This is a genomic window from Allobosea minatitlanensis (assembly GCF_964020775.1).
On the sequence record NZ_OZ224509.1, the window covers coordinates 507282 to 532744 of the forward strand.

Annotated in this window: 17 protein-coding genes and 1 riboswitch; of the genes, 10 read left to right on the forward strand and 7 right to left on the reverse strand. The window is 70.4% G+C overall.

Going from position 1 to position 25463, the window contains the following annotated elements; genetic code table 11:
• Positions 1-145: 145 nt before the first annotated feature.
• Together pbpC and ACWH43_RS02395 are read right to left on the reverse strand one after the other, a co-directional pair.
• Positions 146-2266: a penicillin-binding protein 1C gene (pbpC, locus tag ACWH43_RS02390; RefSeq protein WP_417281632.1), complete on the reverse strand. Its 2121-nt coding sequence runs from the start codon at positions 2264-2266 to the stop codon at positions 146-148.
• 197 nt (positions 2267-2463) lie between these two features.
• Complete coding sequence (locus ACWH43_RS02395; protein WP_448153397.1) at positions 2464-7722, reverse strand: alpha-2-macroglobulin family protein; 5259 nt, start codon at positions 7720-7722, stop codon at positions 2464-2466.
• Between the two features lie 259 nt (positions 7723-7981).
• Here ACWH43_RS02395 and ACWH43_RS02400 point away from each other — a divergent pair, with 259 nt between their 5' ends.
• From ACWH43_RS02400 to ACWH43_RS02415, 4 genes are all read left to right on the forward strand, one after another.
• A complete protein-coding gene (locus ACWH43_RS02400) occupies positions 7982-9409 on the forward strand; it encodes a serine protease (protein WP_260349373.1) in 1428 nt (475 codons plus the stop codon).
• Between the two features lie 127 nt (positions 9410-9536).
• Positions 9537-10538, forward strand: coding sequence for a tripartite tricarboxylate transporter substrate binding protein (locus tag ACWH43_RS02405; protein WP_260349372.1), 1002 nt, complete (start codon positions 9537-9539; stop codon positions 10536-10538).
• 103 nt (positions 10539-10641) lie between these two features.
• Entirely contained in the window at positions 10642-11112 is a 471-nt protein-coding gene (locus ACWH43_RS02410) for a tripartite tricarboxylate transporter TctB family protein (protein WP_260349371.1), read from the forward strand.
• A 10-nt stretch (positions 11113-11122) separates the two neighbouring features.
• A complete protein-coding gene (locus ACWH43_RS02415; RefSeq protein ID WP_158443844.1) occupies positions 11123-12640 on the forward strand; it encodes a tripartite tricarboxylate transporter permease in 1518 nt (505 codons plus the stop codon).
• 14 nt (positions 12641-12654) lie between these two features.
• Here the strand turns inward: ACWH43_RS02415 and ACWH43_RS02420 are convergent, their stop codons facing one another.
• Entirely contained in the window at positions 12655-13404 is a 750-nt protein-coding gene (locus ACWH43_RS02420) for an enoyl-CoA hydratase-related protein (protein WP_158443845.1), read from the reverse strand.
• A gap of 204 nt (positions 13405-13608) precedes the next feature.
• A riboswitch (TPP riboswitch) is annotated at positions 13609-13736 on the forward strand.
• A gap of 86 nt (positions 13737-13822) precedes the next feature.
• Between ACWH43_RS02420 and ACWH43_RS02425 the strand changes: the two genes are divergently transcribed.
• The 6 genes from ACWH43_RS02425 (at position 13823) to ACWH43_RS02450 (ending at position 19721) form a co-directional block, all read left to right on the forward strand.
• A complete protein-coding gene (locus ACWH43_RS02425) occupies positions 13823-14899 on the forward strand; it encodes a LuxE/PaaK family acyltransferase (protein WP_158443846.1) in 1077 nt (358 codons plus the stop codon).
• A gap of 4 nt (positions 14900-14903) precedes the next feature.
• Positions 14904-16352 (forward strand): acyl-CoA reductase, encoded by a 1449-nt coding sequence (locus ACWH43_RS02430; RefSeq protein WP_260349370.1) that lies wholly within the window; start codon positions 14904-14906, stop codon positions 16350-16352.
• A complete protein-coding gene (locus ACWH43_RS02435; RefSeq protein ID WP_158443848.1) occupies positions 16342-17151 on the forward strand; it encodes an ABC transporter ATP-binding protein in 810 nt (269 codons plus the stop codon). Before ACWH43_RS02430 ends, ACWH43_RS02435 begins: the two co-directional genes overlap by 11 nt.
• Positions 17148-17897, forward strand: a complete 750-nt coding sequence (locus tag ACWH43_RS02440; RefSeq protein ID WP_158443849.1) for an ABC transporter permease — start codon at positions 17148-17150, stop codon at positions 17895-17897. The genes ACWH43_RS02435 and ACWH43_RS02440 overlap by 4 nt, the downstream gene beginning before the upstream one ends.
• A gap of 70 nt (positions 17898-17967) precedes the next feature.
• Complete coding sequence (locus ACWH43_RS02445; protein ID WP_158443850.1) at positions 17968-18957, forward strand: ABC transporter substrate-binding protein; 990 nt, start codon at positions 17968-17970, stop codon at positions 18955-18957.
• Positions 18954-19721 carry an SDR family oxidoreductase gene (locus tag ACWH43_RS02450; protein WP_158443851.1) on the forward strand — a complete coding sequence of 256 codons (768 nt, stop codon included), beginning with the start codon at positions 18954-18956 and terminating at the stop codon, positions 19719-19721. Before ACWH43_RS02445 ends, ACWH43_RS02450 begins: the two co-directional genes overlap by 4 nt.
• Before the next feature lie 33 nt (positions 19722-19754).
• On the opposite strand, the gene ACWH43_RS02455 is transcribed toward ACWH43_RS02450, so the two are convergent.
• From ACWH43_RS02455 to ACWH43_RS02470, 4 genes are all read right to left on the reverse strand, one after another.
• Positions 19755-20600: an ABC transporter permease gene (locus tag ACWH43_RS02455; RefSeq protein ID WP_158443852.1), complete on the reverse strand. Its 846-nt coding sequence runs from the start codon at positions 20598-20600 to the stop codon at positions 19755-19757.
• 2 nt (positions 20601-20602) lie between these two features.
• On the reverse strand, positions 20603-21544 hold the full coding sequence (locus tag ACWH43_RS02460; protein ID WP_158443853.1) for an ABC transporter permease: 942 nt from the start codon (positions 21542-21544) through the stop codon (positions 20603-20605).
• Between the two features lie 112 nt (positions 21545-21656).
• Positions 21657-23213, reverse strand: a complete 1557-nt coding sequence (locus ACWH43_RS02465) for an ABC transporter substrate-binding protein (RefSeq protein ID WP_158443854.1) — start codon at positions 23211-23213, stop codon at positions 21657-21659.
• A gap of 312 nt (positions 23214-23525) precedes the next feature.
• Complete coding sequence (locus ACWH43_RS02470; protein WP_158443855.1) at positions 23526-25232, reverse strand: lysine--tRNA ligase; 1707 nt, start codon at positions 25230-25232, stop codon at positions 23526-23528.
• Positions 25233-25463: the final 231 nt, after the last annotated feature.

The window sequence follows — 25463 nt, forward strand, 5'->3', positions numbered from 1 at the left end:
CATCCCGTGCGCGCTGCGGCGCATAGCGCTGCTGCGCAGACACGGGTCCGCGTGCCGAGAGGGCGCCCTATGCGAGTACGGTCCCGCATCTGCTCAGCAGCACCGCGTGCCGCAGCGCGTGCGGGATGACGCTGCGAGCGCGCTGCTACTGCAGCCGGACAGAAACGCTCTCGCTCGCTCCCGTCCCATCGACCACGGAAATCCGCATGAAGCCCTTGCCCGGCGGCTGCCAGGCGGCCTCGCGCCGGCGCAGCGGGCCGGTCACCGGGGCGCCGTCGACCAGCCAGGTGAAGGGCGGCGAGCCGCCCGCGGCCTTGAGGTTGAGCTGGCCCCGGCTGTCGAGGCTGTCGGCCGCGAGGTCGATGCGGGCGCCGTCGGGCGGGAAGGCGAGCTTGAGCGCGGGGGTCGCGATCGCCGCCACGGTCTTGGGCACGTCCTGCCGCAGATGCCGCAATGGCGGCGGCAGGTGGTTCGTGCTCGCGACGATGGCGTCCGGCGGCTGCGGGAAGGGGTGCGGATCGATGCCGAGCCGGGCGAAGGCGTCGAACAGGATCGGTGCCGCCACTGCGCGGCCCACGAGGCCGGGCACGGCGCCGTTATCGGCCCGGCCGACCCAGACGCCGATGGTGTGCTTGCGGTCGAAGCCGACCGCCCAGGCATCGCGATAGCCATAGGAGGTGCCGGTCTTGTAGGCGATCCGTCCCGGCACGGCGTTGAGCGGCGGCGGCGCGCCGAGCAGCGTGTCGGCGACATACCAGGCCGCGACCGGCTCGACGAGACGGATCGGCGGTGCGTTGGCGGCCGGTGGCTCCTCCCGAAAGCGTAGCGGCAGCATCTGCCCGCCGCGCGCGAGGCCGACATAGGCGCGGGTCAGGTCCTGCAAGGTGATGCCGAGCCCGCCGAGGCCGACGGCGAGGCCGGGCGCGCCGCCCTCCTTCGGCATGGCGATGCTGATGCCGGCATCGCGCAGCCGCGACAGGAAGCGCTGCGGCCCGAGTGCCGACAGCAGCTCCACCGCCGGCACGTTGAGCGAGAGCTGCAGCGCCTTGCGCGCGCTGACCATGCCCTGGAATTCCCTGTCGAAGTTTTCCGGCACATAGGCGCCGTAGCGCGCCGGCCGGTCCTCCAGCATCGTTTCGGGATGGGCGATGCCGTTGTCGAAGGCGAGCGCATAGATGAAGGGTTTTAGCGCCGAGCCGGGCGAGCGCAGCGCCCGCGTCAGATCGAGCGAGCCGGCGCGCTCGGCGGCGAAGTAGTCGACGCCGCCGACCGAGGCGCGGACCGCGCCGGTGTCGTTGTCGACGGCGAGGATCGCGATGGAGACCTGGGGGCTGAGCCCCATGCTGCGCTCGCGGGCGAGGGACTCCAGGCTCTTTTGCAGGCGCGCATCGAGGCTGAGGCGATGGACGCGCTGCGCCGGCGCTTCCGCCACGATCTGTTCCGCGACATGCGGGCTGAGATTCGGGAAGGAGCGGCGCGCGGTCGGAATCTCCTCCTCGCCTGCCGCCATGACCTCGCCGGCCGTGGCGATCCCGGCGCGCTCGACGCGAGCGAGCACGCGGGCGCGGGCTTTTCGCACGGCTTCCGCGAAGCGGTCGGGCCGGCGCGTCTCGGGCGATTGCGGCAGGGCGACGAGCAGCGCCGCCTCGGCGGTGGAGAGCCGCTTCGGCTCCTTGCCGAAATAGGCGAAGCTCGCGGCGCGCACGCCTTCGAGATTGCCGCCGAACGGCGCGAGGTTGAGATAGAGGTCGAGGATCTCCTTCTTGCCGAAGCGATGTTCCAGCTCGACGGCGCGCACGGCCTGCCGGAGCTTGGCGGCGAGGTTGCGCTCGTCGCGCGGTTCGAGCAGGCGGGCGACCTGCATGGTCAGCGTCGAGCCGCCCGAGACGATGCGGCCATGCCGCAGCATCTGGGCGGCGGCGCGGGCCAGGCCGAGCGGGTCGATGCCGGAATGCGTATCGAAGCGCTTGTCCTCATAGGCCTTGAGCATGGCGAGGTAGCGTGGGTCGACATCGTCGCTGGTGACGGGAAGTTTCCAGCGGCCATCGGCGGTGAGGAAGGGGCGCAGCAGCCTGCCTTCGCGGTCGAGCACCACGGTCGAGCGGTCGGCTGCGGCCGAAAGGTCGAGCGGGGGGAGGGCGTGGATGTAGAGGGCGAGGGCGGTGGTGGCTGCGGCGAGCGTGAGCGCGCAGATACCGCTGGCGATTTTCAGCTTGCGAAAACGTGGCCGCGGCTCTCCTTCTCCCCTCGGGGGAGAAGGTGGCAGCGCGAAGCGCTGACGAATGAGGGCTGTCAGGCGAGCGGAGAAACGAACGCACGTCGCGCCGGGCCTCACCCCAACCCTCTCCCCAGTCAAAGTCGGCTGTTGCCGACTTTGACACTCTGAAGTGCCCATCTCGGGCGAGCCCGAGATGGGTGGGAGAGGGGGTTCCGTCGCGCCCGTCTTTTCCGACTGCGCACCCATCACCGCGCCGCGCTGATCTCCACCGCGCCGAAGCCCGTCCTGCCGAAGCGATCCGGCCGATACATGTCCTCGATCACGGCGGCCGGCGCGACATAGCGGCCGGGCGAGACGGCCCGGGCGATATAGGCGACGGTGTAGGAGAGCTTGTCGTTGCGCGAGCCCGCGCGCTCGAAAGCCGCGACGAAGCGATCGTCGCGCGCCTCGGTATGGACCGGCGAGACCTCCTGCTTCAGCCAGTCGAGGCCGGCGGTCGAGGCGCCCTCGGTCAGGTTGGCGTTCTCGATCTCCAGCCCCGCCGGCACCGGATCGACCAGCAGCAGCCGGCCGAAGCGCGGCGCGCCCTCCGTCACGGTGAGGGTTACGACATAGCGCTCGTTCTGGCGCAGGCGGGCAGGGTCGGCCCGCTCGCCCTTCATCGTGTAGATGACGCGCTCCAGGCCAAAACCCTGGTTCAGCGCCGGCTCCGGCGTGGTCGGGATGCCGGCGACGGTGATCACCGCCTGCGCATTGGCCGCGCCGGGATTGGCGATGGTCAGCGGCTTGCCCTCCAGCGCCTCGGCCGTGACCGTGCGGTAGAAGGCGCCCTTGCGGGCCGTGCCGTCGACCGTCAGCGACATGCCCTCGGCCTCCTTGGACATGGCCTGCGCCGCCAGCACCATCCACATCTGCTCCTGCGTCGAGGTGTAGCTGTAGCGGGCGCTGTTGCGGGTGGCGTCGAGGATCGAGACGGCGCGGCCGATATCGGCGCGCTCGCCGTTCGATTCCGCGATCAGGGCGAGCACGCCGGCACCGTCGCGCAGGCGCGAGCCGTAATCGGGGCGCGAGAGCCCGTCATCGCTCGCCTGCTGCAACAGGCCGAGCGCGCTGCCGAAGGCGGCGCGGCCCCGCGCCCTGTCGCCCAGTGCCGAGAGCGCGGCGCCGATCTGGGCGCGGGCGAGCGGGGTGCCGAAATCGCCGAGCTTGTTGTCGGCGAGATAGCGCAGATCGCCCATCACCGGCCGGCCGTTGCGGGCCAGCACATAGAGCGCATAGGCGATGCCGGCGGCCTCCTCCCTGTTGATGTCGCCGGTGTTGACGACCTGGTTGCGCAGCCGGTCCAGCGCCATGTTGAAGGCGGTCTGCGGCACGTCGAACTGGCGCTCGCGGGCCCGCGTCAGGAAGTCTGCGACGAAGGCATCGAGCCAGAGGTCGTCGCCGCCGACGCTCCACAGGCCGAAGGAGCCGTTGCCGCCCTGGCGGGCGAGCACGCGCTCGATCGCCTTCTGCACGCGCTCGTCGGCATTGTCGTCGAGCGCGAGGTTCTCCATCGAGGCGAGCTGGTTGACCGCCAGCAGCGGCAGGGCGCGCGAGACGGTCTGCTCGGTGCAGCCATAGGGGTAGCGGTCGAGCGCCTTGAGCAGGGCCGGCACGTCGAGCGAGCCGAAGGGCGAGACCGACACCGAGACCTGCCCCGAGCCCGGCACGAGATCGGCCATGAGGTCGGAGGAGACGGTGATCGCGCCGCCATTGCCGGGGATCGCCCGGACGATGCGGCGGGCCAGCGTCGCGGCCGAGGGCTGCACCTTGACCGCGAGGTTCTGCACCGTGCCGATGCCGTTCGGCCCGGAGACGCGCACGTCGAACTCGGCGCGGCCGAGGCCGGCGGCGGTGACGGGGATCGTCATCTGCGTCTTGGCGCCCGCCGCGAGCTGCACGGTGCGATGCGTCGCATCGGCGGCGACCAGCACCGGGCCCTTCACGTCGAGATCGACGGTATAGGCGCCGGCCGGCCCCTCGACATTGTCGACCTGGAGATGGAAGCGCGACTGGTCGCCGATGGCGAGGAAGCGCGGCAGCGTCGCCTGCGCCACGATCTGGTCGCGCACGATCACGTCGGCGCTGGCCTGGCCGGTGCGCCCGGCCGACCAGGCGACGCCCATGACGCGCACCGTGCCATTGAAGGCGGGCAGGTCGAAATCGATCTTCGCCGTGCCGTCCGGCCCGACCTTGACCACGCCGGAATAGCGGGCGAGCGGCTCCTGCGTCGGCTTTTCGCCATCGAGCTGGGGCGCGGCGTCGCCGCCGGTGCGGATGGTGCCGCGGGTGCCCTGCATGCCATCGATCAGGTAGCCGTAAAGGTCGCGCAGGTCGTGGCCGAGCTGGCGCTGGCCGAAGAAGAACTGGCTCGGGTCCGGGCTTTCGTAGCGGGTGAGGTTGAGGATGCCGACATCGACGGCGGCGACCGTGACGAAGGCGTCCTCCCCGGCCTTGAGACCGCTGAGCTTCACCGGCAGCGACAGCGTCGATTGCGGCCGCACCAGTTTTGGCGCGCCGAGATCGACGGTGAGCGTGCGCTCGTCCTTACCGATCTGGAACCATGCCAGACCGATCGCGCGGCCGGGCAGGCGCTTGGCGGCGGTGTCCATCGGCCGGTGCGCGAGCACGACGAGATAGGCGCTCGCGCCCCATTCCGACTTCACCGGAATCGAGGCGGTGGTGCCGCCCTCGGCGATGTCGATCGTGCGGATATCGGCGAGCTTGTCGCTGATCACCGCGAGCGTCGCCTTGCCGGAGAAGCGCGGCGACAGGCGGACCTGCATGGTCTCGCCATTGGCGTAGGAGGCCTTGTCGAGCGCGACGTCGAGCACATTGGGCGTATCCGCCGTCTTGTCGCTCTCGTAGCCGACGCTGAAGGAGACGGCGGTAGCGGCTTCCTCGGCGCCGTCGGAGGTCACGTCGAGGCGGTAATTGCCCCAGTCGACGGGGGCGGCGATCTTCGCCGGCTCGGTCGCGGAGACCGCGACCTCTCCGTCCGAGACGCGCCGCGTGGTGGTGACACCCTCATAGTTCCAGCGGCCGTCCTTGAAGAACCACTGATAGTTGCGCCGCACCTTCGACAGCACCCATTTGACGTGCGGCCGCGCGATGCGCTTGCCGTCGCCGGTCGCCATGATGACGTCGAAGGTCGCGGTCTGGTTGTTGCCGAGCTCGCCGTCCTTGAAGGTCTGTTTCACGCCGATGGCGGCGCCCTTGGGCACGATCGGCACGGTGACGGAACGGGCGATGGCGCGCCCGCCCGGCTCGCCGACGCGCACGGTCATCTCGACTTCGAGCGGCCGGTTGGTCTCGGCCTGCTGGACGGGATTCGAGATCGTCGCCTTGCCGGCGGCGTCGGTGGTGGCGCTCTCCTCGAACTCGGTCTGGACGGGATCGAAGGATTCGTCGGTGAGACCGACCTGATAATCCTTGAAGCCGGGGATGGCGCTGGCGCTCGCGGCCCGCAGCGTCATCGAGCCGGTGACGTCGAGGGCGGAGCCCGGCGCGCCGTAGAGATAGCGGGCGTTGACGTCGAGCTCGGCCGGCTCGCCGGCCTGCAGCACCGGCGCCTTGGGCGTCAGGGTGAGTTCGAGACGTTCGGGGACGTAGTCCTCGACAAGGAAGGAGGTCTCGCCGATGGCCTGCCCCTTCGGGTCGGCATAGGCGAGCACGCGCCAGGTGCCGGTGGCGGCGCCGGAGATCAGCGGGATCGAATGGGCGCGCCCGCCCGCGCCCTGATCCTCGACCTGACGACGGCGATATTCGACGCCGTCGGGGCGCTTGACCACGATGGTCAGGGGGAGGCCGGTGACGGCGGCGCCCTTGGCGTCGCGCAGCAGGCTCGTGAGATAGACCGTCTCGCCCGAGCGGTAGACGCCGCGCTCGGTGTAGAGATAGGCGTCGAGCCCTGCGGGGGCGACGCGACCCTTCACCCCACGGTCGGAGAGGTCGAAGGCCGTCTGCTTCAGGTCGAGGAAGCCGTAATCCTCCCCCAGCGCCGCAGTGACGAGGCCCGGCGAATTGCCGCCTTCGCCCTTGGCGAGGCCGGCGTCGAAGCGGGCATAGCCGTTGGCGTCGGTCTTCGCCGTGCCGAGCACCTCGTTGTTGCGGGCGATCAGGCGCAGCTCGGCATTCGGGATCGGCTTGGCGTCGGCGAGCGAGCGGGCGAGCACATGCACGCCGTCCGGCCCCGAGAAGGAGGTCAGGCCAAGATCGGAGACGACGAACCATTGCGTCGCGCGGGTGGTGCCGTCGTCATAGGAATCGCTGGCGTCGTCGTTCGGCGCCGGGGCGGGGCCGCCCGAAGGCTTGGCGAACATCACATAGACACCGGGCTTCAGGGAACCGACGGCCTCGACCACCGGGAAGGCGGTGACGACGTCCTTGTTGAGCTCGGGCTTCACCTCCATCGTTCCGGTCCAGACGCGCTGGCCCTTGTCGGAGGCGATCTGCCGGGCCGACCAGGAGCCGAGCTGGCTCAGGAAGTCCTCGGACTGGACCGAGTTGATCAGGTTGCGGTCGCCGATCCGCATCACCTCGAGATCGAGCTTGCCGGTGTTGACCGAGACGACCGGAATGCCCTGCTGGCCGGTGCGCGGCAGGACATAGTTCTTGCCGGTGAAGCGCACGGAGGGCGTGCGGTCGCGGACATAGATTTCGTAATCGGCGGATTTCTGCAGCGTCTCGTCGGGGATGGCGGAGGGCACGCCCTGGCGGATGACGATGGCGTAGCGCTCGCCATGGCGCAGGCCGTCGACGCAGATCTGGCGCTCCTCGCCGCTGACGGCGAAATCGCCTGACCCGCCCGAGATCGCGACGTAAGGGGCGAAATCGAGATTGCCGCGGGCGAGCGGCTCGGAGAATTCGAAGCAGGCGCGCGGGCTCGCCGCGTCGGAATCGACCTGGTTCGCCAGCAGGCGGAAGCCGCGCTTCTCGCGCAGCTCCTCATAGCTTTTCTGCAGCGAGGCGTTGGCGGCGAGATCGAGGCTGAGGCGATAGGTCGTCAGCGCAGGGCGCCAGAGCTCGTATTTCTCGAAGGTCTGGGCGAGCACGCCCAGGGAGGCGGCTTCCTCCGTGCGGTTGGCGGCGCGCTGGTAGGCGAGATAGGCGGCTGTGATGGCACGCTCGCGCAGTTCCCAACGCTCGCGATAGTCGCGCGGCTCGATGCCGATGGCGGCGCGCGCCATCAGGCGCCAGGCGGCGGCATTGCTCGAATCCGCGACGACGGCGGCATTGGCCAGCGGCAGGGCGCCGCGGGCATCGCCGCGTCCGAGCACGATGTCGCCGGCGCGGACGAGGTCGACGACCGAACGGTTGCCAGCCGTGACCTCGCGCTTCAGCCGCTCCTCCAGCCTCAGCCCGTCGGCAGCGAGATCGTTGCGGACATAGGCCTTCTGAGCGAAGGCCGGCGCCGCCGCGAAGGTCAGGCAGAGCGCGAGCAGGAGGCGGGAAAGCAGGCTCATCGTCGATCCTCTTCGTCGGCCGGAGGCTCCAGCATCGCCGGCGCAGGCTTCGGGCTGATGACGGTGCTGAACGGCGCGCAGGCTACCACCGCGGGAATCGCGTGCAAGTCATGCGCGTAAAGGATGCGCCGGCGCGTGGGGCCGGCCTATGGATCTCGATCCGCTTTCAATGGCCGCTTTCAATGGCGGTCTCACGGTTGCAGCGCCGCGCGTTCTGACGCTCAATGCAGCCGCTCCGCCTGCCTGAGAGGACGAGATCATGCTGCCTGCCCGAGACAGACGACCGCGAATCAAGCTGGCCGGCGCCGCCGCGCTCGGGCTGATGCTGCTGGCGGCGTCGCTCTCCGGCGCGCGAGCGCAGGCTCCCCATCCGCAGATGGCGGCGGCGCAGGCGCGGTTCGAGGCGCTGCCCGAGGCCGAGCGCAAGGCGATCCAGACCGACCTGATCTGGGCGGGGCAGTTCAACGGCGCGGTCAGCGGCTCCTTCGGCCCGCTGACCTTCCGGGCGATCAACGCGCTGAAGGGCGGGCGCGGGCCGGCGGACGGCATCCTGACACCGGCCGACCGCGCCGCGCTCGCCAAGGCGGCGCAGGCGGCGCGCGACGCGGCCGGCTTCAGGCTGCTCGATGACGACAGGACCGGGGTGCGCATCGGCATTCCGGCGAAGCTGCTGCCGAAGCGCGCCGCGACGCCCTCCGGCGGCAGCCGCTGGCAGAGCGCCGACGAGAAGATCACGCTCGACACCTCCGCCTCGCCGCCGGGCGACGACCTCGCGGCGCTGTTCGAGAAGGCGATCGCCGTCAGCCCGAACAGCCCGCGCAAGATCACCTACAAGCTGCTCCGCCCGGACTTCTTCGTCGTCACCGGCGAGACGCCGGGCGGCCGCTTCTACCGCCGCCTGTCGGCCGGGCCGGAGGGCCTGCGCGGCTTCTCGATCGGCTACGACAAGGCGCTGGCCGCGACGGTCGACAAGCTGGTCATCGCCATCGCGGCCAGCTTCGAGCCCTTCCCGACAGGGCCGACCCCGGCGGCCGGAACGCCCGTGGCGGGCGCTGCCGGGGCGGTTTCCGCCCCGGCGCTGACGCAGCCGGCGGCACGCGGCAACGAGCGCTACGGCGTCGCGGTGCTGCTCTCGGACAAGGTCGCGCTCGGCGCGGCCGCCGCGGCCGAGGGCTGCCGCAGCCTGCGCGTCGGCAACCGCGCCGCCAGGCCGCGGGCGAAGGATGCCAGCGGGCTCGTGCTGCTCGATCTCGACGGAACCGGCGCGGCCAAGCCTCCCGCGCTGGCGGGACAAGCGCCGGAGGCGGGGGAGGGGCTGGTGCTGGTCGCCTTCGGCGACGAGGCCGGCAAGCGCGCCGCCGTCGCCCTGCCGGGGCAGCTCGCACGTACCGCTTCCGGCGCCACGGTGATGGCGCCGCTGCAGCCGGGGCAGGCGGGCAGCCCGGCTTTCGACCGGCAGGGCCGGCTCGTCGGCATCGTCACCGCCAACCCCTCCGACAGGCAGCTCGTCGCCGGCATCGCGCCGCAGCGCGCCTATGCTTTGGCGGACGGGGCGGCGATCCAGGCGGCTCTCGGCCAGGCCGGGCTGTCGCTGCCGGCGGGCGCCGCGGCCGGCGCGGCGCTGAGCACGGGCGCGGTGGTCGAGGCGGTCTCGGGCGCGGTGCAGCCGCTCTTTTGTGGAATGTAGGGCCCGTCGAAATCAGCGGTTGTCACGGCTCGCGCGATCGGTTGTGATGACCGGGTTACCGAAGAGCGCCCCGCCGCCGGTGAGGAGCGCTCGTTGACTAAAACGATTTAGCGGAGGAAGCGAGAAAATGAGCAAGACGATTGACAGGCGTGGCGTCCTCAAGGGCGCGGTCGCGGCGGGGGCTGCCGGGATCATCGCCGCGCCGGCGATCGCCCAGCCGAAATGGCCGGCCCGCCCGATCACCATGATCTGCCCCTGGGGGGCCGGCGGCGGCACGGACGCCACCGCGCGCATCGTCGCCGCGCTGCTGGAGAAGAGCCTCGGGCAGCCGGTCAATGTGGTGAACCGCACCGGCGGTTCCGGGGTCGTCGGCCATTCTGCCATCGCGACGGCCGCGCCGGACGGCTACACGATCGGCATGCTGACGGTCGAGATCAGCATGATGCACCATATGGGCCTCACCCAGCTCACCCCGTCCGACTATACCGCGCTCGCCCTGATGAACGAGGACCCGCCGGGCGTGCAGGTCAGCGCCTCGAGCCCCTACAAGGACATCAAGGCGCTGGCGGAGGCGATCAAGGCCGCGCCGCACGGCAAGCTCAAGGCGTCCGGCACCGGGCAGGGCGGCATCTGGCACCTCGCCCTGGTCGGCTGGCTGCTGGCGATGGGCCTGAAGCCCGACCACGTCGCCTGGGCGCCCTCGAACGGTGCCGCGCCGGCGATGCAGGACCTCGCCGCCGGCGGCATCGACATCGTCACCTGCTCGGTCCCCGAGGCCCGCGCCATGCTCGACGCCGGCAAGGCGCGCTCGCTGGCGATCATGGCCAAGGGGCGCAACCCGCAGTTCAAGGATGTGCCGACCCTCAACGAGACGCTCGGCATCAACTACTCGGTCGGGGCGTGGCGCGGCATCGGCGGCCCGAAGGGCTTGCCCGAGAACGTCCAGAAGATTCTCGCGGCCGAACTGAAGAAGGCCTACGACTCGCAGGAGTACAAGGACTTCATGAACGCCCGCGGCTTCGGCATGACCTTCGCCGATCAGGCTGGCTACGCGGCCTTCATGGCCGATGGCGACAAGGCCATGGGGACGGCGATGACGGCGGCGGGGCTCGCCAAGAAGGCGAGCTGACGCGACAGGGACGGCGGCGCGCGCCGGCTCCGGGCAGGGCGCGCCGCCTTTCGGCGAGGGCCGCGCGATGGCGGGGCCCGTCACTCCTGACAAGGTCGAATCGATGCGTTTCAACGATACCGTCGTCGGGCTCGCGTTCATTGCGCTGGCCGCGACCATGATCGCCATGACATTCTCCTTTCCGTCGTTCCCGGGACAGGCCTATGGGCCGAGCCTGTTTCCCCGCATCCTGGGCGGCGGGATAATCTTCTGCGCGCTGGTGCTGATCCTGCGCGAGCGGCGGGCCGCCGTCGCGGCGCCCTGGCTCGTGCTGGCGGACTGGGCGCGCGAGCCGCGCAAGGTCCTGTCCTTCGTCCTGACCCTCGCGGCGATGCTGTTCTACGTGCTGGCTTCCGACCGGCTCGGCTTCATCCCCAGCGCCTTCCTGGTCCAGATCGTGCTGCTGCTCTGGTTCGGGGTGAGACCGCTGACGGCCCTCGTCGTCGCGGTGGGCATGACGCTGCTCGTCCACTGGTTCTTCGGCAGCATGATGCTCGTGCCCCTGCCGCGCGGCATTCTCGACAGCGTGCTCTGAGGAGGCGGCCATGCAAGCCATCGCAACCGCCTTCGGGCTCGTCTTCGACCTCCAGGTCATCGGGGTGATCCTGGCTTCCGCCGTGTTCGGCATGTTCGTCGGCGCGATGCCCGGGCTGACCGCGACCATGGCGACGGCGCTGCTGGTGCCCGTCACCTTCTTCATGCCGCCCGTGCCGGCGCTCGGCGCCATCGTCACCGCCACGGCCATGGCGATCTTCGCCGGCGACATTCCGGCGGCGATGCTGCGCATGCCCGGAACGCCCGCCTCGGCGGCCTATGCCGACGAGAGCTACGAGATGACCAAGAAGGGCCAGCTCGACCTGTGCATGGGCGTCAACCTGGTCTTCTCGGTTCTGGGCGGCATCTTCGGCGTCGCCGTCCTCATCCTGGCCGCGCCGATGCTGGCCGAGGTGGCGATCAACTTCTCGTCCTTCGAGTATTTCTGGCTCGCCTGCCTCGGCCTGACCTGCGCCGTGTTCATCGGCACGGGCGATCCGGTCAAGGGGTTGCTCTCGCTGTTCATCGGCCTCGCCATCGGCTGCGTCGGCATCGACCCGGCGGCGGGGCAGCCGCGCTTCACCTTCGGCAATGTCGACCTGCTCTCGGGGATCAACTTCATCCCGACGCTGATCGGCATGTTCGCGGTCTCCGAACTGCTGCGCGGCTCGGTCTCGCTCGACCAGGGCTCGACCATGGTGCAGCAGCAGGTCGGCAAGCTGATGACCGGCATCGGCGCGGTCTGGCGGAAGTACTGGAAGAACTTCTTCCGCGGCTCGATCCTCGGCACGGTCATCGGGGCTCTGCCCGGAGCCGGCGCCGATATCGCGGCCTGGGTTTCCTATGCCGTCTCGAAGAAGCTCTCCAAGGAGCCGGAGAAGTTCGGGACCGGCCATCTCGAAGGCATCGTCGACTCGACATCGGCCAATAATTCGGCGCTCGGCGGCGCCTGGATTCCGGCGCTGGTCTTTGGCATCCCCGGCGATTCGATCACGGCGATCGTCATCGGCGTGCTCTACATGAAGGGCATGAATCCGGGGCCGAGCGTGTTCCTGCAGACGCCGGAGCTGATCTACGCCGTCTTCATCATCTTCATCCTCGCCAATATCGTGATGTTCCCGCTCGGCTGGGCGGCGATCAAATCCGCCAAGCAGATCCTGCGGGTGCCGCGCAACATCCTGCTGCCGGTCATCCTGATCTTCTGCATGGTCGGCTCCTTCGCCATGACCAACTCGATCTACGGCGTCGTGCTGATGGTGGTGATGGGCGTGTTCGGCTGGGTGCTCGAGGAGCATGGCATCCCGATCGCGCCGCTGATCCTCGGCCTCGTCCTCGGCGAGATGCTGGAGCAGAACTTCATGACCTCGATGATCAAGTCGGACGGCTCTTTCCTGTTCTTCTTCGAGCGGCCGATCGCGGGGGTGCTCGGGGTCTGCACGCTGATCGTCTGGGGCCTGATGCTGTGGCGCATGCTGCCCTTCGGCCGGCACGGCCAGCCGGTTCCGGCAGGAGAAACCGCGCCGCCCTGAGGCGGCGCGGCAGCCTATTTCCTGAGGAAGGCCGCAAAGGCGGCCATGGCCTCGGGCGAGCGCAGGCGGCGGCCGAAATGGTCGGCCTCCACGGCGATGGTCTCGGCCACCGCCGCGGCGCTACCGCGCTTCAGCAGCATCTTGGTCAGGGCGACGGATTGCGACGGCAGGGCCGCCAGCGCCTTCGCCCTGGCGAGCCCGTGCTCCAGCGCCGTGCCTTCCGGCACCACGGCGTTGACCAGCCCGGCTTCCGCCGCCGTCGCGGCGTCGAAGACCTCGCCCAGCATCAGCAGCTCGGCCGCCTTCTTGCTGCCGGCGACGAGGGGCAGCAGATAGCTGGAGCCGCCCTCGGGCGAGAGGCCGAGCGTGACGAAGGGCAGGCGGAAGCTCGCCGTGGCGCCCGCGAAGGCGAGGTCGCAATGCAGTAGCATCGTCGTGCCGATGCCGACGGCGAAGCCCTCGACGGCGGCGACGATGGGTTTCTTCGCGGTCGAGATCGCGCCGAGGAAGTCGATCGCGGCGCGCGGCCCTTCGCCCGCGGCGGCGGCCGCGGCGAAGTCCTTGATGTCGTTGCCGCTGGTGAAGCAGCCGCCGGCGCCGGTCAGCAGGACGGCGCGGGCGGCATCGTCCGCTTCCGCCGCGGCGATGGCCTGGATCAGCCCGGCATAGCTCGCGCGGTCGAGCGCGTTCCTCCGGTCCGGCCGGTTCATGGTGATCTGGACGACGCCCGCGGCGACGGTCTCGCTCACTACGCTTTCGCTCATCTCGGTCCGCCTTTCGGAAAGCTGTCCGGCCCGGATGGCACGGGGCTTCGACAGGGGTCAAGCGAGGCGGGATGCGCCTTTCGTCGCCGCCTCGCGCGTCTGCATGCCCGCGGCGGGCGCGGCGGCCCTTCGCCGCAGGCGCAGCCGCGGGCCCGCCTTCGCCGGCTTGCCGCTTGACAGCCCACCCTGCCGCTCGTCATCTAGCCGCGTTCCCAGGGGGGCCTCGCTAGGAGGCTGAGATTCCGCCGGCCGGGCTTTTTCCGGCAACGCGGTGACCCTCCGAACCTGATCCGGATCATACCGGCGTAGGGATGCGGGACAGGCGGCGCTCAAGCCCCGATTCCATCTGCGCATATGGTCCAGTCGCGACCGACGCCCTTCGGCAGGCCGAGGGAGCGTCCGAACGGAGTGGGCCACAGTGACGCAAGCCGAGATCATCGAGGCGCTGCTGGCGTTCATCGCACGTCCCGACGCGTCGGAAGCCGAGTTCGAGGCGATGGCGCTCCAGGTCTTCGCCTATCAGTTCCGCAACAACGAGCCCTACAGGCGCTTCGCCCTGCAGCGCGGCCGCACCCCGCTCGCGGTGAGGCGCTGGCGCGACATTCCGGCCGTGCCGATCACCGCCTTCAAGGGCCTGACGCTGAGCTGCTGCCCGCCGGAGGCGGCGAGCCACGTCTTCATGACGAGCGGCACCACCCAGGGCGTGCGCGGCCGCAGCTACCACCCGACGCTCGCCGTCTGGCAGCGCTCGATGCTCGACAATTTCCGGGCGCGCTTCATGCGCGGCCGCGCGCGCATCCGCATGGGCATCCTCTTCCCCGACGACAGGGAGCTGCCCAATTCTTCGCTCGCGCATTACCTGTCGCTCGCCCGGCGCGCATGCGGCACGCCGGATTCGCAGGGCTTCATCGGCGCGGACGGCCTCGATCTCGACGGCCTGCTGGCGGCGCTCGCTCAGGCCGAGGCCGGTGGCGAGCCCTATGCCCTGCTCGGCGCCAGCTACTCCTTTGTGCCGGTGCTCGACGCGCTGGCGGCGCAGGGCCGCCGCTTCGCCCTGCCCGAGGGCAGCCTGATCCTCGACACCGGCGGCTTCAAGGGCCAGTCGCGCGAGCTGGCGCCGGACGCCTTCTACGACGCCCTCTCGGCAGCCTTCGGCGTGCCGCGCGCCTCCTGCATCAACATGTACGGCATGACCGAGCTGAGCAGCCAGTTCTACGACGACGGCAACGCCGTCTGCCCCTCGGTCAAGTCCGGCCCGCACTGGGTGCGCAGCCGTGTCGTCGATCCGCTGACCGGCGCCGATCTGCGCGACGGCGAGCGCGGCGTGCTCGTCCATCACGATCTCGCCCATTTCAACTGCGTCTCGGCGATCCTGACCGAGGATGCCGGCGAGATCGTGCCCGGCGGCTTCCTGCTGCTCGGCCGCGTCGACGGCGAGGCCTCGAAGGGCTGCTCCGTCGCCGTGGCGGAGTTCCTGGCGGCGGCGCGGAGCTGAGGCCGTGATCGCGCATGCGGGCCATCTGCCGGGTTTGAGCCGCGAGGCGGTGCGCTGGCGCGAGGTCGCGCATGGCGCCTGGGGCGAGCGCGTCGTGCTGGCGCTGCCGGAACTCGACGCGGCGCAGGCCGCCGCGCTGTGCGAGCAGGTCCGCGAAAATGCCCGCGGGCGGCTGAAGCAAATGCCGGTCGCCCGGATCGTCGATGCGGTCGACGCCGCGGTCGCGCGGCTGCTCGACCGGGATCATCCGCTGCGCCGCAAGGCCGAGCACCTCCTGCCGATCGTCACCGGCTATGACCGCGAGAGCGTCCGGCTCGGCCTGACCGGCTATCTCAGGACTTTCCGCCGGCCGCAGCTCCTGCGCTTCCTCGCCGAGGACTTCGCCAATCCCGCCATGCTCGACGGCTTCCAGCCGGCGGCCAAGGGCGGCCTGCTGCGCGCGCAGGGGCCGAATCTACTGCTGCACATCTGGGCCGGCAACGTGCCGGCGCTGTCGCTCTGGAGCCTGATCTGCGGGCTGCTGGTCAAGGCGGGCAGCATCGGCAAGCTCGCCTCGGCCGAGCCGCTGACGGCCGGCTGGTTCGCCGGGCTCCTCGCCGGGATCGACCCCGAGATCGGCGAATGCCTCGCGGTCGTCTGGTGGAAGGGCGGGAATGCCGCGGCCGAGGCGCCCTTCCTGCAGGCGGCCGACACGGTGATGGCCTATGGCGGCAACGAGACGCTCGCGGCGCTGCGCGCGAAGCTGCCGGTGACGACGCGCTTCCTGCCGCATGGCCACAGGATCGGCTTCGGCGTCGTCGCGCGCGAGGCGCTCGACAGTCGCAAGGCCCCGGCGCTGGCCCGGCTCGCCGCTCATGACGTGGCGCGCTACGAGCAGCAGGGCTGCTATTCGCCGCAGATGCTCTTCGTCGAGCGCGGCGGGCGGGTCGCGCCGGCGGAGTTCGCCGGCTATCTGGCGCGGGAGCTCGCGGCGCTCGCCCATCGCCATCCGCGCCGCGCGCTCTCGCCGGGCGAGGCGGCGGCCGTCGCGGGCTGGCGCGGCGCGCAGGAGCTGCGCGGGCTGGAAGGCGCCGCGGAGCTGTTCGGCGAGCCGGCCGATCCCTGGAGCGTCGTCCATGTCGAGGCCGCCGAGGCCCTGAGCCCGACCGGCCTGAACCGCACGCTCAAGCTGGTCGCGGTCGACGATCTCGCCGCGGTGCCGGCCCTGGTCGGCCCCTATCGCGCCTTCCTGCAGACGGCCGGCGTCGCCGCCGCCCCGGAGAGGCTGCTGCGGCTGGCGGAACGGCTCGCCGCGGTCGGCGTCAGCCGCATCGCCCCGCTCGGCCGCATGACCGCGCCGGAGCCCGGCTGGCACCATGACGGGCGCTTCAGCCTGCTCGACCTCGTCACCCTGACCGAGATCGAGCCGGGCGCGGAAGCCGCCGCGGAAGGGTTCGCTTCCTATGCCGACTGATCCGCCGCCGACCGACCCGTCCGCGCCCGGCTTCGTCGCGATCGAGCGGGCGGGCTACCGCTACGAGGCGGGCGGCCCGGCCGTCGTCGACGGCGTCGACTGGGCGATCCCGCGCGGCGAGATCCACTGCCTGCTCGGCCGCAGCGGCTGCGGCAAGACCACGCTGCTCAAGCTCGCCGCCGGCCTGCTGCTGCCGAGCGAGGGCGCGATCCGCATCGCCGGCGAGGCGCTGCGCGGCCCCAGCCCCCGCGCCGGCTTCGTCTTCCAGGCGCCGACGCTGCTCGACTGGCTGAGCGCGCTCGACAACGTGCTGCTGCCGGTCTCGCTGAAGCGGCGCCCGACCGCGGCCGAGCGGGCGGCGGCGCGCGACCTTCTCGCCCGCGTCGGCCTCGCGGATCTTGCGGAGCGCCGGCCCCGCGAGCTGTCCGGCGGCCAGCGCAGCCGCGTCGCCGTGGCGCGCGCGCTGATCGGCGCGCCGGACCTGCTCCTGCTCGACGAGCCCTTCGCCGCGCTCGACGCCCTGACGCGCGAGGAGCTGCAGGACGATCTTCTGCGGCTCTGCGCTTTGCACGGCACCACCGCCCTCTTCGTCACCCACGATATCGGCGAGGCGGTCTATCTCGGCGACCGCGTCGCGGTGATGGCCGGAGGCCGGCTGACCCAGGCCCGCCGGATCGCCTTGCCGCGCCCGCGCCCTCCAGCGCTCCGCTACACGCCGGTCTTCGCGGCCGCCTGCCGCGCTCTGCGCGAGGCGATGGACGGCGAGGCCGGCCCCGCCAGCCGGAGGCCGGCGGCATGACGGCGCGCCTGCCCTCGCTGCTGCTGCTCCTGATCCTGCTCGCCGGCTGGGAGGGCTGGTGCCGCTTCGGCGGCCTGTCGCCGCTGGTCCTGCCGCCGCCTTCCGCCGTGCTCGCCACGCTGGGCGGCGAGATCGCCAGCGGGAGGCTCTGGCCGCATCTCGCGGTCACCGCGGCGGAGATGGGGCTCGGCCTCGGCATCGGCGCGCTGGTCGGGCTCGGCACCGGCATCCTGCTGGCGGAGGTGCCGGCGCTCAGCCGGCTGCTGCGACCCTATGTGCTGGCGAGCCAGCTCGTGCCCAAGCTCGCGCTGGGCCCGCTCTTCATCATCTGGTTCGGCTTCGGCATGACGCCGACGATCGTCATCACCGCGCTGATCTGCTTCTTCCCGCTGATGGAGACCACGCTGACGGGGCTCGGCGAGGTCGACGCCGCCCGGCGCGACCTCTTCCGCATGCTCGGCGCGAGCCGGCTCCAGACCCTGCTGCGCCTGAAGCTGCCGGCGGCGCTGCCCGTCATCATGGCGGGCCTGCGCGTCGCGGTCGTGCTCGCGCTGGTCGGCGCGGTGGTCGGCGAGTTCATCGGCGGGCGCAGCGGGCTCGGCGCCTCGATCATCGCCGCCCAGAGCGTGATGGATTCGAGCCTGATCTTCGCGCTCTTCATCGTCATCACCGCGCTCGGCATGCTGCTCTACGAGGCCGTTCGCCTCGTCGAGCGCCGCGTCCTGCACCGCTTCTCGAAAGGCTGACCCCATGTCATCTTTCCTCGCTCGCCTTCCGAGGCTCCTCCTTCCGGGTCTGCGCTTCGCCGTGTCCGGGATGACGGCGAGCCTGACGGCATGCGTCGCCCTGCTGCTTTCCGGCTGGATTTCGGTCCGGGCCCAGCCGCTCGACAAGGTCACGGTCGCGGGCTGGAGCCAGCCGATCAGCGAGATCACCAACCTCCTGGCCGAACCCGACAAGGGCTTCTTCAAGGCGAGGGGCATCGCGCTCGACTACGTGCCCGGCACCGGCGGCGGCGCGGCGATCCAGACGCTGCTCGCCGGCCAGGCCGATGTCGCCTTCACCGACCCGGCCTCGTTCTATCTCGCGCTCGACAAGGGCGAGAAGCTGGTCGCGATCTACGACATCTATCCGCAGAACGTCTTCAACGTCGTCGCGCTCAAAGGCAGCGGCATCCGCACCGCCGCCGATCTCAGGGGCAAGCGCATCGGCGTCTACAGCCTGTCGAGCGGCACCTATCAGAACCTGCTCGTGCTGCTGCACCAGGTCGGTCTGAGCGAGAAGGACGTCACCATCCAGCCGACGGGGCTGCTCAACTTCGCGCCGCTGATGCAGGGCCAGGTCGACGCCACCGCCGCGACCGATACCGGCCTGCTCGTCGCCCGCGCCAAGGGTCTGGGCGAGGCCAACGTCATCGAGGTCCGCGACCAGCTCAACCTGTCGAGCGACATCTTCGTGGTGAAGGAAAGCTATTACGAGCGGAACCGGCCGCTGCTGCAACGCTTCCTCGCCGGCTATCGCGATTCCGCCGCCTGGATGATCGCCAGGCCCGAGGAGGCGGCCCGGATCGCCGTTTCCCGCGCCATCAACGGGCGCGACGAGGCCGTCAATCTCGAGATCATCAAGCTGCGCAACCTGTCCAGCGTCTCGCCGGTCACGGAGCGCGAGGGCCTCGGCCATTTCGACATCGAGGCGATGCAGAAGGGCGCCGACACCTTCCGCAGCCTCGGCCTGATCGCGCGCCCGCTCGCGATGAAGGCGGTGGTCAGGAGCGACCTCGTCCCGGCCAGGGACGGCGCGCCATGAGATTCCAGGGCCGCGTCATCCTCGTCACCGGCGCCAGCCGCGGCATCGGCGCGGCGATCGCCAGGGCCTTCGCCGCCGAGGGCGGGATCGTCGTCGTCAACTACCGGACGAACGAGGCGGCCGCCGAGGCCGTCGCCGCCGAATGCCGGACGCTCGGCGGCGAGGCGCTGACGGTGGCGGCCGACGTCACCTCGGCCGAGGCGGTCGCGGCGATGGCGCAGCGCATCGCGGAGGAGGCCGGCCGGCTCGACGCCGTCGTCAACAACGCCTTCGCGCCCTACCGCTTCGACCCGGACAGGCGCGCCCGCTTCTGGGAGACGCCCTGGGAGGCCTATGGCCGGCAGTTCGACGGCGCGGTGAAGGCCACCTACACGGTCTGCCAGGCGATGCTGCCGCTGCTTCGGCGCCGCAGCGGCGCCAGCATCGTCAATCTCGCCAGCGACCTCGTCGCGCGCCCGAGCATCGCCTATCACGACTACGCCACGGCCAAGGCGGCGCTGATCGGGTTCAGCCGCAACCTCGCGGCCGAACTCGGCCCGCTCGGCATCCGGGTGAACTGCGTCGCGCCGGGGCTGGTCTATCCGACCGATGCGAGCGCCGCGACGCCCGAGGAGGTGCGCGAGACGCTGATCGCGCAGACGCCGCTGCGCCGCATCGCGACGCCGGCCGACGTCGCCGGCCCGGTGCTCTTCCTCGCCGGCGAAGGGAGCGGCTTCGTCACCGGGCAGGTGCTGCATGTCGATGGCGGGCTGGTGATGGCCTGAGCCGCCCGGCGCCGCCTCGCCCGGAACCGGAGGCTACAGCGCCTTGCGCAGCCTGGGGTCGAGCTGGTCGCGCAGGCCGTCGCCGACCACCTGGAGCGACAGCGCCGCGAGCACGATCGCCAGACCCGGGAAGAGCACGACCCAGAAGGCCTGGTCGGCATATTGCTGGGCCGAGGCGATCATCTCGCCCCAGGTCGGCACCTCCGGCGGCACGCCGGCGCCGAGGAAGGACAGGCCCGCCTCGGCCAGCACCGCATAGGCGAAGATGAAGGTCGCCTGCACCAGCACCGGCGAGGTGACGTTCATCAGGATGTGCCGGAACAGGATGCGCGGCGTCGAGGCGCCGATGGCGCGGGCCGCCTCGACGAATTGCTGCTCGCGCACCACCAGCGCCGAGGCGCGCACCACCCGCACGACGCGCGGCGTGTAGACGATGGCGAGCGCGAAGACGACGTTGAAGATCGACGACCCCAGGATAGCGACCAGGAAGATCGCGAGCAGGATGTCGGGCAGCGCCATGACGGCGTCGACCATGCGCATGATCGGCGGGTCGAGGCGCCGGAAATAGCCGGCGGTGAGGCCGATGGCGGAGCCGGCGGCGATCGAGATCGCGACCACCGCCGCGCCGATGCCGAGCGAGGCGCGCGCGCCGTAGATGATGCGCGAGAGCACGTCCCGGCCGAACTCGTCGGTGCCAAGCCAGTTCAGCTCGCTCGGCGGCTTCAGCCGGCGGATGACGCGCAGCGCGCCGGGATCGTAGGGCGCGACCCAGGGTGCGAACAGCGCCGCGAGGACGAAGGCGAGCAGCACGCAGGCGGCGGCGAGGACGAGCTTGCGCCGGAACAGCCGGTTCAGGAAGGCGACGGTCGGGGAGGCCATCGTCACGCCCTCACGCGCGGGTCGACGAGGGTGTAGATCAGGTCGACCGCGAGGTTGATCAGCACATAGAGCGCCGCGACCGCGATGAGCGCGCCCTGGATCACCGGATAGTCGCGGCGCAGCACGGCCGAGACGACGAGATTGCCGATGCCGGGCAGGCCGAACACCGTCTCGGTGACGATGGCGCCGCCGACCAGCAGGGCGATGGTCAGGCCGATCACGGTGACGATCGGCACCAGCGCGTTGCGGAAGGCGTGGCGCAGGACGATGCCCGTCTCCGGCACGCCCTTCGAGCGGGCGGTGCGGACATAGTCGTCGCCGAGCACGTCGAGCATGCTGGCGCGGGTGAAGCGGGTGATCAGCGCCGAGTTGACGATGCCGAGCACGGCGGCGGGCAGGACGAGATGCGCCAGCCGCTCGGCCAGCGAGGCGCCGGGGTCGCCATAGCCGGCGACCGGGAACAGGCCGAGCCGCACGGCGAAGAACTGGATGAAGATCAGGCCGAGCCAGAAGCTCGGGATGTTCGCCGCCAGCATGGCGAGGGCGCTCACCACCTGGTCGACCGCGCGCCCGCGCCAGACCGCCGAGGCGATGCCGGCCGGCACGCCGATCAGCGTGGCGATGACGATCGAAAACAGGGTGAGGAAGAAGGTCGGCTCGACGCGCTCGGCCAAAGCCGTCGTCACCGGGCGCTGCAGGAAGATCGACTGGCCGAGATTGCCCTGCACGACCTCCTTCAGCCACAGCACGTACTGGACGAGGACCGGCTTATCGAGCCCGTAGACGGCGCGCAGCCGCTCGACATCGGCCGGCGTCGCCTGGTCGCCGAGCATGATGGCGGCGGGGTCGCCCGGCGCCAGCCGGGTCAGGAAGAACACCATGGTCGCGACCAGGAACATCACGATCAGCAGGCTGCCGAGGCGCCGCGCGAGGCTGAACCACATCGTCTCTTCACCGGATCCGGGGCGCGCATACGGCCAGCGCCGCCGCCCCTGCAAAACTCAAGCGCCGCCCCTTCCCATGCGGGCAGGGGCGGCGCGCGGCGCTATCGCCGCCTTACGCGGTCAGGTCGACATTCCAGAAGCTCGGCCAGGGCATCGGCGTGAAATCCTTCATCCGGGCCGAGGTCCCGAGCAGCGCGGCGAAATTGCCGGGGCGCACATAGGGCACCTCGTCATAGATCACCTGCTGCACCGCGCCCCAGAGCGCGCCGCGCTTGGCCGGGTCGGTCTCGCCGTTGAAGGCGGCGAGCGCGGCGTCCTTGGCCGGGGTCTTCCACCAGCCCGGCGCGCCGTCGCCCATCTGCGGCGGGGTCAGCATCGGCTCCGGCAGGAAGGCGGAATGGGTGACGTAGATGTCCCAGAGCGCCGGGTCGCCGCGGCGCTGGATCAGCGTCGCCCAGTCGACCACGTCGAGCTGCACCTTGAAGCCGGCTTCCTTCATCTGCTCGGCCATCACCAGGGCCATGCGGTTGTGGAAGTCGTACTGCTTCGAGTTGAGGATGCGGATCGGCGTGCCGTCGTATTTGGTCTGGGCGAGCAGCTTCTTCGCGCCGGCCGCATCGGCCTTGTTGTAGCAGTCCTTGCCGGCCTCCGAATAGAAGGGCGAGCCCTTGGGGAAATGCTCGGCGGCGAGCGCGAAGAATTTCGGGTCGCCGAAGCCGGCCAGCATGATCTCCTCGTCGTTGAGGCACATCTGGAAGGCCTGGCGCACCTTTAGATCGGCGAAGGGGCCCTGCTTGGTGTTGGTCGGGAAATAGGGGAAGCCATAGGGCATGGTCAGGACCGCCCGCGCATTCGCGGCGCCGGTGACCTTCTTGCTCGACTCGACCGGGAGCTGATCGGCGAAATGGTACTGCCCGGCGATCACGCCCTCGACCCGGGTATTGGCGTTCGGCACCGGGATGAAGCGCAGCTCCGCGATCTTGGCCTCGCGCTTGCCGGCATAGCCGCTCGGCGCCTCGCTGCGGGCGGCGTAGTCGTCGAACCGGGTCAGGACGACGTACTGGTCCGGCTTGCGCTCGACGAATTTGTAGGGGCCGGTGCCGATGAACTGGGTCAGGGTGTCGGCGATGCTCTCCTTGGCCATGATCCCGGCGAAGCCGGAGGGCAGGCCGAGATGGGCGAGCAGGGCGGGCTGAACGCTCTTCAGCGCGATCTCGACGGTGCTCGCATCCTTGGCGGCGAGCGAGGCGATGTCGGCCGAGAGGGCCTTGCCGCGCGCGGTCATGGCGAGCCAGCGCTTCAGCGAGGCGACGACGTCCTCGGAATCCATCTCGCGGCCGTTATGCAGCTTCACGCCCTTGCGCAGCGGGATGGTGTAGAGCTTGCCGTCCGCGCTGATGGCGGGCATGTCCGCCGCCAGCATCGGCTTGACGTTCCAACCGGCGTCGAAGGTGTAGAGCGACTCGTAGATGTGCTGGACGATGATGCTGACGAGGTCGGCGGTCGAGGCCATCGGGTCGAGCGATTGGGGCTCGCCGATCATGGCGAGGTTGGCGCTGCGGGCGCTCTGCGCCCGGGCGAGGCCGGGGGCGAGCGATACGGCGGCCGCCGCGGCGCCGAGGCCGAGCTGGAACTGCCGGCGACTCGGCATCTTCGGATGATCGGACATGTTTCCCCCTGGGCATCGGCGCCTGTGAATTCAGTCGCGCCGCTTTGCCGGGAGACTATTGAGCTTCGTTTTAGCCTGTCAATTCGGCGGCGTTCCACGCCTTATTGAACAAATTCATCGCTGTTTTGGTCGAAATTGCCGAAACCCGCACGCAAAGCGGCGGATTTACCTCGGCCGGCGCCGATTCGGGCTTTCCGTCGCGCTGGAAAAGGCGATGAGCCCCGTGCAGCGAGGCAAGGCGGAGGACGCATGGCAGCGCCCAGGCGGCACTGCCGCCGGGGCGTCTGTTCCCCGTCCGTCGGCCGGTGCCTGTCAGCCCTTGCGCGCGGCGAGGAAGGCCGCGTGCTCGCGCACGAGGTCGCCGGCCAGCGCCTTGGCGATCAGGGCGCGCGTGTTGGGCAGGCCGTAGATCGCCGCGAAGGAGCCGAAGCGCGGCCCCTGGTCCTCGCCGAACAGCACCTGATAGATCGCCTTCCACCAGTCGCCCGACACGCCGGGACGCTCCGGCGTCGCGTTCTTGGCGGCGAGGTTCTGGTAGCGCGGGATGGTGCGGGCGACGTCCAGCGCCGTGTCCTGCACCATCTCGGGCGTGGCCTCGGCCGGGAGGGCTGCAAGGGCCGCGTCGAGCCTGGCGAAGGCGTCGCGCTCGACCTCGTCGGCCGGGCGATAGCGCTTCGCCGGTTTCACGAAGTCGCGGAAATAGGCGATCGCGTAGCCGGCCAGCGCGTCGAGGCGGGGATGGGTCTCGGGCGTCATGCCCGGCGCGTAGCGCTGGAGGAAGCCCCAGAGCACGGCCTTGTCCTCGGAATTGGCGACGGCGACGAGGTTCATCAGCAGGCCGAAGGTGACCTGCGTCCTCACTGCGTTCTCGCCCTCGCCCGCGGCGATGACCTCCGGCGCCGGCGGGTTGCCGGCATGGATGTGCCAGACCGGATTGCCGAGCCGGTTCTTCCAGTCCTGCCGCTCATAGCCGGCGAGGAACTGGAGATATTCGTCGATGGCGCGCGGGATCACGTCGAAGTGGAGCTTCTTGGCCTCGCGCGGGCGCTGGAACATGTAGAGCGCCAGGCTTTCCGGCGGGCCATAGGTCAGCCATTCCTCGATGGTCAGGCCGTTGCCCTTCGACTTCGAGATCTTCTGGCCCTGCTCGTCGAGGAAGAGCTCGTAGTTGAAGCCTTCCGGCGGGGTGCCGTCGAGCGCGCGGGCGATCTGCGAGGAGACCTTGACCGAGTCGATCAGATCCTTGCCGGCCATCTCGTAGTCGACGCCGAGCGCGACCCAGCGCATCGCCCAGTCCGGCTTCCATTGCAGCTTGACGTTGCCGCCGGTGACGGGCGTGACGAAGCGCTCCTTCGTCTCGGGGTCGGTCCAGGCGATGGTGCCGGCCTCGACATCGACCTCGTCGATCGGCACCTGCATGACGACGCGCGTCTGCGGGTGGATCGGCAGGAAAGGCGAATAGGTTGCCGCCCGCTCCTCGCGCAAGGTCGGCAGCATGATCTTCATCACCGCGTCGTAGCGGGCGAGCATCCTGAGCAGCGTCGCGTCGAACTCCCCGGCGCGATAGGCGTCGGTCGAGGATCTGAACTCGTAGTCGAAGCCAAAGCCGTCGAGGAAGGCGCGCAGGCGGGCGTTGTTGTGGCGGCCGAAGCTATCGTGCGTGCCGAACGGGTCCGGCACCTCGGTCAGGGGCTTGCCGAGATTGGCCGCGAGCACGTCCTTGTTCGGCACGTTGTCCGGCACCTTGCGCAGGCCGTCCATGTCGTCGGAGAACGCGATCAGCCGCGTGGGGATCGTGTTGCCGGTCAGCACGCGGAAGGCGTGGCGCACCATCGAGGTGCGGGCGACCTCGCCGAAGGTGCCGATATGCGGCAGGCCCGAGGGGCCGTAGCCGGTCTCGAAGATCACCGTTTTCTTGCCCGATTTCTCGATGCGGGCCACCAGTTTGCGCGCCTCCTCGAACGGCCAGGCGGCCGAACGCTGGGCGGCGTCAACAAGGGCTGCGTCGAAGGCGGGCATGGGGGTCGGTATCCTCTCCTGAACGGAACAAGGGGGCTCGCTCGTGCGAAGACGGGCCTTTCGCAGATTGCGAAGGACACAGTCAATGAAACTCTGCCGCCATGCCGGGCCTGAGCGAAACGGAAACCCTCAACCCCCGAAGGGCATGGCGGCGCCGACGTGGCTTGCCGCGAATGACGGCCTTCTCTTTTCGGCGGTTGCCGCGCCGGCGCCGCGGGCTAGTCTGGCCGC